Source organism: Limnohabitans sp., assembly GCF_031538885.1.
Taxonomy (GTDB): Bacteria; Pseudomonadota; Gammaproteobacteria; order Burkholderiales; family Burkholderiaceae_C; genus Limnohabitans.
The window spans coordinates 1-10704 of record NZ_JAVKLW010000130.1 but is presented as its reverse complement, the minus strand read 5'-3'; the positions used below and the strand labels follow the sequence as shown (position 1 = coordinate 10704).

General features: G+C 56.3%; 11 protein-coding genes and 1 pseudogene. 3 read left to right on the top strand and 9 right to left on the bottom strand.

The genetic code is table 11. From position 1 onward, the window contains the following. Positions 1-140 precede the first annotated feature (140 nt). Positions 141-587, top strand: a complete 447-nt coding sequence (locus tag RMS03_RS10415) for a hypothetical protein (RefSeq protein ID WP_310626989.1) — start codon at positions 141-143, stop codon at positions 585-587. Here RMS03_RS10415 and RMS03_RS10410 read toward each other — a convergent pair whose 3' ends face one another. From RMS03_RS10410 to RMS03_RS10380, 7 genes are all read right to left on the bottom strand, one after another. After that, positions 588-1598 (bottom strand): anion permease, encoded by a 1011-nt coding sequence (locus tag RMS03_RS10410; RefSeq protein WP_310626988.1) that lies wholly within the window; start codon positions 1596-1598, stop codon positions 588-590. A 13-nt stretch (positions 1599-1611) separates the two neighbouring features. Then, on the bottom strand, positions 1612-2259 hold the full coding sequence (locus tag RMS03_RS10405) for a DUF47 domain-containing protein (RefSeq protein ID WP_310626987.1): 648 nt from the start codon (positions 2257-2259) through the stop codon (positions 1612-1614). 197 nt (positions 2260-2456) lie between these two features. Next, positions 2457-2942, bottom strand: a complete 486-nt coding sequence (folK, locus tag RMS03_RS10400; RefSeq protein ID WP_310626986.1) for a 2-amino-4-hydroxy-6-hydroxymethyldihydropteridine diphosphokinase — start codon at positions 2940-2942, stop codon at positions 2457-2459. A 15-nt stretch (positions 2943-2957) separates the two neighbouring features. Next, positions 2958-4499 (bottom strand): polynucleotide adenylyltransferase PcnB, encoded by a 1542-nt coding sequence (pcnB, locus tag RMS03_RS10395; protein ID WP_310626985.1) that lies wholly within the window; start codon positions 4497-4499, stop codon positions 2958-2960. After that, positions 4496-5167 carry an HAD family hydrolase gene (locus tag RMS03_RS10390; RefSeq protein WP_310626984.1) on the bottom strand — a complete coding sequence of 224 codons (672 nt, stop codon included), beginning with the start codon at positions 5165-5167 and terminating at the stop codon, positions 4496-4498. Before RMS03_RS10390 ends, pcnB begins: the two co-directional genes overlap by 4 nt. Beyond that, positions 5167-5853 carry a DnaA regulatory inactivator Hda gene (hda, locus tag RMS03_RS10385; protein WP_310626983.1) on the bottom strand — a complete coding sequence of 229 codons (687 nt, stop codon included), beginning with the start codon at positions 5851-5853 and terminating at the stop codon, positions 5167-5169. Before hda ends, RMS03_RS10390 begins: the two co-directional genes overlap by 1 nt. Before the next feature lie 6 nt (positions 5854-5859). Continuing rightward, entirely contained in the window at positions 5860-6933 is a 1074-nt protein-coding gene (locus RMS03_RS10380) for an AI-2E family transporter (protein WP_310626982.1), read from the bottom strand. A gap of 94 nt (positions 6934-7027) precedes the next feature. On the opposite strand from RMS03_RS10380, the gene purM reads away from it, so the two are divergent. Next, entirely contained in the window at positions 7028-8056 is a 1029-nt protein-coding gene (gene purM, locus RMS03_RS10375) for a phosphoribosylformylglycinamidine cyclo-ligase (protein WP_310626981.1), read from the top strand. 107 nt (positions 8057-8163) lie between these two features. On the opposite strand, the pseudogene RMS03_RS10370 reads toward purM, so the two are convergent. Together RMS03_RS10370 and murJ are read right to left on the bottom strand one after the other, a co-directional pair. Further along, positions 8164-8868, bottom strand: a pseudogene (locus tag RMS03_RS10370) (SirB1 family protein); the annotation flags it as partial. 24 nt (positions 8869-8892) lie between these two features. Beyond that, on the bottom strand, positions 8893-10458 hold the full coding sequence (murJ, locus tag RMS03_RS10365; protein WP_310626979.1) for a murein biosynthesis integral membrane protein MurJ: 1566 nt from the start codon (positions 10456-10458) through the stop codon (positions 8893-8895). Between the two features lie 107 nt (positions 10459-10565). Between murJ and rpsT the strand changes: the two genes are divergently transcribed. Beyond that, the coding region (gene rpsT / locus RMS03_RS10360; RefSeq protein ID WP_310626990.1) for a 30S ribosomal protein S20 at positions 10566-10704 on the top strand (139 nt) is incomplete at its 3' end.

The following is a 10704-nucleotide window of genomic DNA, read 5'->3' as shown; positions in this document are numbered from 1 at the left end:
GGACGGGCTTTAGAACCGCCGCGTGAAAGTCGGATGACGACCATGATGAATCCTTCGGGTGGAAATTTTTTCAACGTTTGAGACACGCGCTAAGCCACCCGGCCTGCGACACGCTGAAAAGCCTGTCATTATAGCGCCCTATGAAAAACAAAACCATCGCGGCCTGGCTGGCCTTCCTCGGTGGCCCTTTTGGGCTGCATCGTTTTTACCTGTTTGGCCTGTGGGACACCTTGGGCTGGCTGCTGCCGATTCCCACGGCATTGGGTCTCTACGGCGTAGAGCGGGTGCAGCAATACGGCCTTGATGATGTACTGAGCTGGTGGTTCATCCCCATTGCTGGCTTCACATTTACAGCATGTGCTTTGAACGCAATCGTCTATGGGCTGATGAAGCCTGAGGCTTGGAATAGCCGTTTCAACGCGCCCGAAAACAACGACGCACCAGCTGGTCAGACCAACTGGTTGACCATCGGTGCGGTAGCTTTGGCCTTGTTGGTTGGCACCACGGTACTGATGTCGAGCATCGTGTTTAGCTTTCAGCGCTACTTCGAGTACCAAATCGAAGAAGCACGAAAGCTGTCGGAGTGATTAAAAAATCTGCAGACTGATCCAGTAAGCCACGCCAGCGACAAAGGCGCTGGCAGGAATGGTCAAAATCCAAGCCCACACAATGCCGCCTGCCACGCCCCAGCGCACCGCACTGGCACGCTGCGTCGAGCCTACTCCCACGATGGCACCCGTGATGGTGTGTGTGGTGGAGACAGGGATGCCCAAAGCGGTGGCCAAGAACAAGGTCATGGCGCCGCCTGTTTCGGCACAAAAACCCCCCACAGGTTTGAGTTTGGTGATTTTTTGACCCATGGTCTTGACGATGCGCCAGCCACCAAACATGGTGCCCAGGCCAATCGCCATGTAGCAACAAACAATAGTCCAACTCGGTGGCGATGCATCCTCTGCGGAAGCGTAGCCCGTCGCCAGCAACAACATCCAAATGATGCCAATGGTTTTCTGTGCATCGTTGCCGCCGTGGCCCAAACTGTAGGCGCCCGCAGAGATCAATTGCAAACGACGAAACCATTTATCCACACGCGAGGGGCGAAAACTGCGGAAAATCCAAGCCATGGCAACCATCATTAATGAGCCAAGCGTAAAGCCCAACAAAGGCGATACGAAAATAAACGCCACGGTCTTCAAGATACCAGCAGAAATCAAGGCGCCAGTGCCTGCTTTGGCAATCACAGCGCCAGAAATGCCACCAATCAGCGCATGCGACGAACTACTGGGTATGCCGTAGTACCAAGTGATGACATTCCAAGTGATCGCGCCCACCAGCGCCCCAAACACCACATGGGTGTCCACGATGCCAGGTTGCACGATACCTTTACCCACGGTGGCAGCAACGCTCAAATGGAAAATGAAAATCGCGACAACGTTAAAGAAGGCAGCAAACAGCACGGCCGGTCCTGGCTTTAACACCCCCGTTGACACCACCGTGGCAATAGAGTTAGCCGCGTCGTGAAAGCCGTTCATAAAGTCGAACAGCAAAGCCAACACAACCAGCAAGGCGACCACCCAAAACGCAGTTTGTACGGTTTCCATACAACGCTCGTATTTAAGAGTTTTCGAGGACGATGCCCTCGATCAGGTTGGCGACGTCTTCACATTTGTCAGTGATGGTTTCCAGCAACTGATAAATCGCTTTGAGCTTGAGCACCTCACGCACATCGGGCTCTTCACGGAACAACTTACTCATAGCACTGCGCATGACGCGGTCAGCATCTGATTCAAGCTTGTCAATTTCCTCACAAGTTTTGAGTGCTGCCTCAGCCGTGGCGTGATCCGAAATTTTTTCCAGTAAATACACTGCATCACGCACACGCTCGCAGCACTTCACGCTCAGGTCAGTCAAGCGCACGATTTCTTCGTTCATGATGCGCACATCGTACAAAGCCATGGTTTCAGCCGTGTCTTGAATCAAGTCCGCCACATCGTCCATGGTGTTGATCAAGGAGTGAATTTGCTCACGATCAATGGGCGTGATGAATGTTTTATGAATCGCGACATTGCATTCATGTGTTATACGGTCAGCGCCGCGCTCTGCGTTATCGACCTCTTGGTTGTATTTGTCGCGCAAGATGGGGTCGTTGTAGTTGGCGACCAAGCTTGAGAATGCGTGCGCAGCCTCAACAATGCGGTCTGCATGCTGGTTGAACATGACGAAAAAATTACCTTCAGTAGGCAACAATTTTCCAAATAACATTTGGAGCTCCTGTGGATGACTAATTTATGACGGTTATATGATGCCGCGAAGTATAAACGCCCAAGGCAGCCTTGACACAGCTTTATACCAAAGTACGTTGCTTCAACTTTGAAGACATCTTTACGCAACCAACGGCCATGAAAACATAAGTCGCTAGCAGCAGCGGCGCTTATGACACCAAAGAAGTTACGAAAAGCTCATGGCCCGTCGGGGACGTTCAGTCGTTGAATGGCTTGATCTTTGATCGCTGCAATTTGCGCTTGAGTGACCTGCTCAGGCCAAACTTCGGCCAAAGGCAACAATACAAATGCACGTTCGCGCCAACGTGGGTGGGGCAAGGTTAGCTCTGGCGTGTTCAGCCGCACATCGCCATAAAAAATCACATCCAAGTCCAGCGTGCGTGGGGCGTTTTGATAGGGGCGCTCGCGGCCACTTTGCAACTCAAGGTCTTGCAGTGCATGCAGCAGAAGCAAGGGGCTGAGTTGTGTTTGTAGCAAGGCCGCGGCGTTGATGAAGTCTGGTCCTTGCGCTTCATAAGGCGCACTGCGGTACAGCGACGAGGCGCGTAGCAAATGCGTCGTAGGTAAGCGCATCACATCGCGCAAGGCCTGCTGCACGGTGGCAACCGCATCGCCCAAATTGGCACCTAAGGCCACACATACCATGACAGAGGGTGCAGACATGGCGAAACTTTGCGTTTACTCAGCCGCAGGCGTTCTGTCAGCAGCATCGCCTGGTTTGCGACGGCGACGGCGGCGTTTCTTGGCGGGCGACGTCGTGCCCTCTTCGCCTGGCGGCTCAAGCTCACGAAAGCGCGGGTCTTCGGCAGGTTTTTCTGCACGGCGCACCGAATGCACACGCGGTGCGCGCTGTGTTTTTTGCTGCTCTTGCCGCACTTGTTGCAACAAGTCTTCGCGTACGCTGTCGTCCGCGGTGCTGAACTCTTGCCACCAATCGGACAAAGCTTCATCGACTTCACCCACATCGGCACGCAAGCGCATGAAGTCAAAGCCAGCGCGAAAACGGGCTTGTTCCACCAAGGTCCAAGGCGCACTGCCTGTGCGCTTTTCAAAGCGGGGTTGCATCATCCAAATTTCGCGCATGTCAGCACCCAGCTTGCCGCGCCCGGACACATCGCCAATGCGCGAGTCAAACACTTCGTCAATCGCGTCTTGCAACGCAGGGAAAGACGGCTGCTTGACACGACGCTGTGCCCACGTCTCGCGCACATCCAACCAGAGCACGCAAGCGAGTAAGAAGCTAGGCGCCACAGGCTTGCCCTCGCCCACGCGGCGGTCGGTGTCGCTCAGTGCGGTCTTGACGAATGATTCATCCGCACGTTCCACCACGATGTCAAGCAGCGGGTAAATCCCTTTGGCCAAACCTTGTTGCTTGAGCTGTGCCACGCTGGCCAAGGCGTGGCCTGTTTGCAAGAGCTTGAGCATCTCATCGAACAAGCGGCTTTGCGGCACATCGGCCAACAGCTTGGTTGCACGCTTCAAAGGGGCTGCGGTTTTGGCTTCCATCTTGAAGCCCAGACTTGCAAGCTTGGCCGCGAAGCGCACTGCGCGAATCACGCGTACGGGATCTTCTCGGTAACGCGTGGCAGGGTCGCCAATCATGCGGATGACTTTTTTCTTCGCGTCGACAATGCCGCCGTGGTAGTCAATCACATTCCCCGTTTCGGGGTCGTAATACATGGCGTTGATGGTGAAGTCGCGGCGCGCCGCGTCTTGGTCTTGTGGCCCCCACACGTTGTCACGCAGCACACGGCCACTGGCATCTACGGCATGCGTCATGCCAGCCAACTCTTGTTTGCTGCTGCGCTCGTTGCCTTTGACTTGGTCCGCCTCGGCGTTGTCAAGGTGAGCACGGAAGGTGGACACCTCAATCACTTCATGTTCACGACCTCGGCCATACACCACATGAACAATGCGAAAACGTCGGCCAATGATGAAGGCGCGGCGAAAGGCAGACTTCACCTGCTCGGGCGTGGCGTTTGTCGCCACATCAAAGTCTTTGGGCTTCAAGCCCAGTAGCAAATCGCGCACAGCGCCACCCACGATGTAGGCCTCGAAGCCACGGTCTTGCAGGGTGCGCACCACATTGAGGGCGCGTTCGTCCACCCAATCGACGTTGATGCCGTGTACCTTCTCAGGCACCACGTGGCGCTTGCCCAAACTGGGCATGGTGCTAGCGGGCGATTTGCCCATCAGCTTGTTGATGAATTGTTTGATCATTGTTTTGGGAAGAGTTCCAAAATCGGCCAGCCCTTTTCTAGGGCCACGGCGCGCAGTGTGTCGTCGGGGTTGGTCGCCACGGGGTGGTTGACGCGCTCCAACAGGGGCAAATCGTTGCGGGAGTCGCTGTAGAAGGTGGCATCAACATCCGCCAAATCCAAGCCTTCGTGTTGTAGCCATTGTTGCAGACGTTGCACTTTGCCTTCACGCAGGGTCGGGACACCGCTGATTTCGTTGGTAAACCAGCCTGTGGCATCACGCACCAACTCCACTGCAATCAAGTCATCCACGCCAAACGCTTTGGCAATCGGACGTGTCACAAACTCATTGGTAGCCGTGATGATAATGACCCGCTCGCCTGCATCGCGGTGCTTTTGCACCAGCGCCAGCGCCTCTGGGCGAATGACAGGTTGAATCACCTCGCGCATGAATTGCGCATGGGCCTTGGCGGCCTCTTCTGGCCCACGCTGGCACAACGCCTCAGCGGCAAAACGCACGTAATCGTGTATGTCCAAGGTGCCCGCTTGGTAATGCGCATAAAACTCGTCGTTGCGTTGAATGAACGCATCGCGCGCATGCCAACCCAAACGCACAGTGAACTCGCCCCAGGATTGGTCAGAGTCAATCGGCAACAAGGTGTGGTCGAGGTCAAATAAGGCGAGTTTCATCACATGGCTTCCAGCATGGCTTTGAGCAACGGGATGGTGATGGCGCGTTGCGTTTGCAAGGCATAGCCATCGAGTTGGTCGAGGAGTTGAATGAGGCTGCTCAGGTCGCGGCTGAAGCGGTTAAGCATGAAGTCCATCACCTCATCGCTCAAGAACACGCCTCGGTCGTCGGCTTGTTGGCGCAACACGGCACGGCGCTCAGGCTCGCTGAGTATCTGCAATTGAAAAATATGGCCCCAGCCCAAACGGGTGCGCAAGTCCTCGCGCAGGGCCAAGTCACTGGGCGGCACGCTGCCTGCGGCCAGCACCCAACGCTGCTGCCCATCGCTGGGCGTGGTGGCGTTGACAAACCAGTTGAAAGCAGCGTGCTGCTGCACGGCGGTGTAGAGATGCACATCGTCCAAGATGACGACGCGCCATGCCTCGTCGAACGCAGCGGGCTCTGCAACCGAGGCATCCATCCATCCCACGGGGCAGCTTTGCTCGCGCAACGCGGCTTGCACGGCGCGTAACAAATGGGTCTTGCCGCTGCCGCCCTCGCCCCACACATAGGTCGGCACGGGCGAGCGCATGTCATTGCCCACCCACAACTGCAAGTGCTGCAAAGCGGCTAAGTTCGGACCTGCGAAAAAGTTGCTCAGACTGGGCCCTGGGGCCAAGCCAATGTCGAGTGCGATTTGCTTCATCTGCCCTCAAACACCACGGTACAAGGCACTGGCTTGGTACTGCGCGCGCAAGCGGCGCATCGCCACCAGCAGCACGGCGCTGGCGGGTAAAGCCACCAACACCCCCACAAAGCCAAACAACTGGCCAAAAGCCATCAACGAGAAAATGACATGCAGGGGGTGCAAGCCAATGCGCTCCCCCACTAAGCGGGGGGTAAGCACAAAGCTCTCAATGAGTTGGCCCAAGCCATAGACCAGCGCCACCATCAGCACTGCCTCGGTGGGCGCAAACTGTAGCACCGCAGCTAACAACGCCAACGCCAAACCCAAGCCATAGCCCACATACGGCACAAATACCGCCAAACCTGTGAACACGCCAATGGGCAACGCCAGTTCTAGGCCAACCGCCCACAGCGCCACGCTGTAATACACCGCCAACAAAGCCATGACCGACAACTGCCCGCGCAGATATTGGCCCAACACGTCATCGCATTCGTTAACAAAACTATCGTAAGCACCCCGTGCAGGCATGGGCACCAAAGCCTCAACGTGACGCACAACGCGTTGCCAATCGAGCAACAAATAAAACAACACCACCGGAATCAGCACCAAATTGCCCACCACCGCCAGTGCCACGCTGCCGCCAATGCGCAGCGAGGTCAGGGCTTGCTTGAAACCATCGTCAAATGAGGTACTGAAGGTTTGCAACACAAAGGCCTTGATGCTCGCGCTGTCCAACATGACGGGAATGCCTTTGGCTTGCAGCCAAGGGGCAATGTCAGTTTGCAAACGCTCGGCCAACACAGGCAACTGGTCGCGCATGCGGGGCAACTCATGCGCCAAGATGGGGATCAGCAAGATGAACAAAGCGATCACCAGCACCAAAAACAAAATTTCCACCAGCACCACCGACACCAAGCGGGGTAAACGCCCACCCCATGCGTGTTGCAAGCCGCGCACCAAAGGACTGAGTACATAGGCCAACACAGCAGCCACCACAAATGGCATGAGCACCGGCCCCAGCAGCCACAAAACAAGCGCAATCACGCCTGCGAGGCCAGTCCAAGCCAGGGCGTGTTGTTGGGCGGGAGTGAATTGCATACAGCGTGTGAAGGGGTTGGCTTTAAAATGAGGGTTTGATTCTATCGGCGCACAATCCACGCTCATCTTGGCAGCACCCCAGCGCCTCCTCATTATGAACAAACCCCTCTCCTACAAAGACGCCGGCGTCGACATTGACGCAGGCGATGCCTTGGTCGAACGCATCAAACCCTTGGCCAAGAAAACCATGCGCGAGGGCGTGTTGGCTGGCATCGGTGGTTTTGGCGCCCTGTTTGAAGTGCCCAAGCGCTACAAAGAACCCGTACTGGTGAGTGGCACCGACGGCGTGGGCACCAAGCTCAAACTCGCTTTTGAATGGCAAATGCACGACACCGTGGGCATCGACTTGGTGGCCATGAGCGTGAACGACGTGTTGGTGCAAGGCGCTGAGCCTCTGTTCTTCCTCGACTACTTTGCCTGCGGCAAATTGCACATCGACACTGCCGCTGCGGTGGTGGGCGGCATTGCCAAAGGTTGCGAACTCTCTGGCTGCGCCTTGATCGGCGGCGAAACGGCTGAAATGCCCGGCATGTACCCCGACGGTGAATACGACCTCGCGGGCTTTGCCGTGGGAGCAGTGGAAAAATCCAAAATCTTGACGGGCCAAAACGTCAAGCCCGGTGACGTGGTGTTGGGCTTGGCATCGGCAGGTGTGCACTCCAACGGTTTCTCGCTGGTACGCAAAGTCATCGACCGTGCGGGCGCAAATGCGCCTGCTACTTTGGATGGCAAGCCGTTCAAAGAGGCCATCATGGCGCCCACACGGTTGTACGTGAAGAGCGTGTTGGCCGCCTTGGCCGAGACGCCCATCAAGGCCCTCGCCCACATCACCGGCGGCGGCTTGCTCGAAAACATCCCACGCGTGCTGCCCGAAGGCACAGCGGCTCACCTGAAAAAAGGCAGCTGGCCACAAACCGAGCTGTTTGCTTGGTTACAAACTACCGCAGGCATCGACGACATCGAGATGAACCGCACCTTCAACAACGGCATTGGCATGGTGGTGGTGATTGACGTGGCCCATGCTCCGACTTGTGCCGAGGTGCTACGCGCCCACGGCGAGCAAGTCCACACGATTGGTGTGATTGCGCAGCGTGGTCAAGGAGCGGCGGTGGTGGTGGTGTAAACTGTCAGTCCACTTCAGCAACCCACGCAGCAAAAGACCCGCCGTCGGCGGGTCTTTTGCTTTTCAACACAGCCGAAGCCGTGAACTCAATCTGGATCATTCACCGAAGGCAACAACACGGCCAGTCGCTGCTTGACCAACTGCAAGCGTTCTGGGTTTTGGTGTGAGGTGTAGACCTCTGCCAAATTGCGCAACATGCGCGTCACGATCTCGCGTGGCATAGCAGCGCGTAAATAGTGTTTGAGTAACTCATCGGATACATGGCCCTCGCGCAACAAACCCGATTCAGCGTGTAGCGGCACCAGGCGCTCTGACAAGTCTTCCTTGCTCAGTGATTCGCCCGTGAACGGGTCAATCACCACCTGCCCTTCATTAGGAAAAGGCAAGCGCACTTTGACCAAGAAGTGCCCAGGAAAACCCACGCCTTGGGCGTTAAGCCCCAAGCCCTGCGCCAGCTCTAGCCACAACACCGCCAAGCTAATGGGGATACCGCGACGTGTGCGTAGCATGACATGCAAGTAACTGTTGTCGGGGTCGTAGTAGTTATTGAGATTGCCGCTAAAACCGTGCTCTTCAAAGAAAAACTTATTCAACAAGCGGAGCTTTTGCAAGGCCCCGGCATCGGCAGGTAAGCGCTGCTTCAAACGGCCACTGAGTTGGTCGACTTGGTCGAGCACCTGCTGAATGTCGAGCTCTGGGTATTCGTCTTGAGCCAAACTGGCCGCAGCTTCGAGCAGCGGAAAATGCGTATCACTTTGCACCAACGAGGCAAAGTATTCCAAGGCTGTCGGTACCTCAAGTTTGAAATCCATGGTGCAGCCCTCTTGGTTGTTGGTTTATCGGCGCAGCAGTGTGCGCAGTTTAAAACCCGTCAGCGCCAGCGTGGCAAAGTACATCAGCGCACTCACGAACAACACGCTGGCCATCAGGCCCACACGCAGCAATGGTGTAGCGCGTAAAGCCGTCCAGTCCCAATACTGCGCAGACCAAGACAGCCAAGCACCCAGTACCCCACATGCCAGCAGCACTTGCCATACAAAACGCAGCCATCCGGTACGCATCACATACGTGCCTTTTTGACGCAAGCCCCAAAGCAACCACGCGGCGTTGACCAAGGCCCCTAAGCCAATTGATAAAGCAAGGCCCGCATGTGCCAAAAACGGAACCAAGGCTAAGTTCAACAGCTGCGTGATGACCAGCACCGCCACCGCAATGCGCACGGGTGTACGAATGTCTTGACTGGCGTAGTAGCCGGGCGCCAACACTTTGATGGACACCAAGCCGAGCAGACCCACGCCATAGCCCATGAGTGCCAAGGTGGTCTGCTGCACATCATGGGCGCTGAAAGCGCCATAGTTGTAAAGCACTGCCACTAAGGCCTTCGAAAAAACCAACAAAGCCACCGCACAAGGCAACGCTAACAGCAGAACCAAACGCAAGCCCCAATCCAGCATGTCTGAATATTTAGCTGTGTCGTTGGCTGCTTTGGCCGCGGAGAGCTGGGGCATCAGCACCACACCCAAGGCTACACCCAGCAAGGCGGTGGGGAACTCCATCAAGCGGTCGGCATAACTCAACCAACTCACACTACCTGGGATGAGCTGTGAAGCAATTTGCGTGTTGATGAGCAACGAAATTTGCGCCACGCTCACACCCAGCAAAGCAGGTGCCATGAGTTGCAAGATGCGCCTGGTACCTTCGGCACCCCAAGCTTCGCGCACCGCACACCAGCGCAGGCCTAAGCGGGGCAACATGCCCAAACGGCCCAAGGCCACAAGCTGAACCGTCAGTTGGGTCACGCCGCCCAGCATCACGCCCACCGCCAAGGCATAAATCGGTGGCACACCCAACGTGCCAAACCAAGGACCGCCCCACCACGCTGCGGCAATCATGGACACATTCAACAGCACGGGCGTGGCCGCAGGCACAGCAAAGCGTTTCCACGTATTGAGCACGCCAGCGGCCAAGGCCACCAACGACATGAAGGCGATGTACGGAAACATAAAACGCGTCATCACCACCGCCACGTCAAAGCCTTGGGGCGATTGGTTCAAGCCACTCGCCATCGCCCACACCAACACAGGTGCGCCCGCCACGCCCAACACACTGGTCAACAGCAACGCCCAAATCAGCAAAGTCGCGACTTGGTTGATCAGCACATGGGTAGCCTCGTCGCCCTGCTGCTGGCGGCTGGCGGCCAGCACTGGCACAAAAGCTTGACTGAACGCGCCTTCAGCAAACAATCGGCGGAACAAGTTAGGGATGCGAAACGCCACATTGAAGGCGTCGGTCAAGGCGCTGGCACCAAAAGTAGAAGCAATCAGCAGTTCACGCATCAAGCCGGTGATGCGCGAAACCAGGGTCAAGCCCGAGACAATGGAGGCAGATTTGAACAATGACACGCTTGAAGTGTAGCGAGGCGCTTGCTGCCTGGTGTCGCCTCAGTTTTGGGATTTGCTACAATCGTCGGCTTTGTTGACAACATCCTCAAACCTTCTAGGAAACTATCATGGCTTCAGCTAAACCCAAGAAAAAAAACCCGCGCCTGGCATCAGGCCGTAAACGCGTCCGTCAGGACATCAAAATCAACGCTGCCAACACCTCGTTGCGCTCGAAGTACCGCACTGCGGTGAAGAACGTCGAGAAAG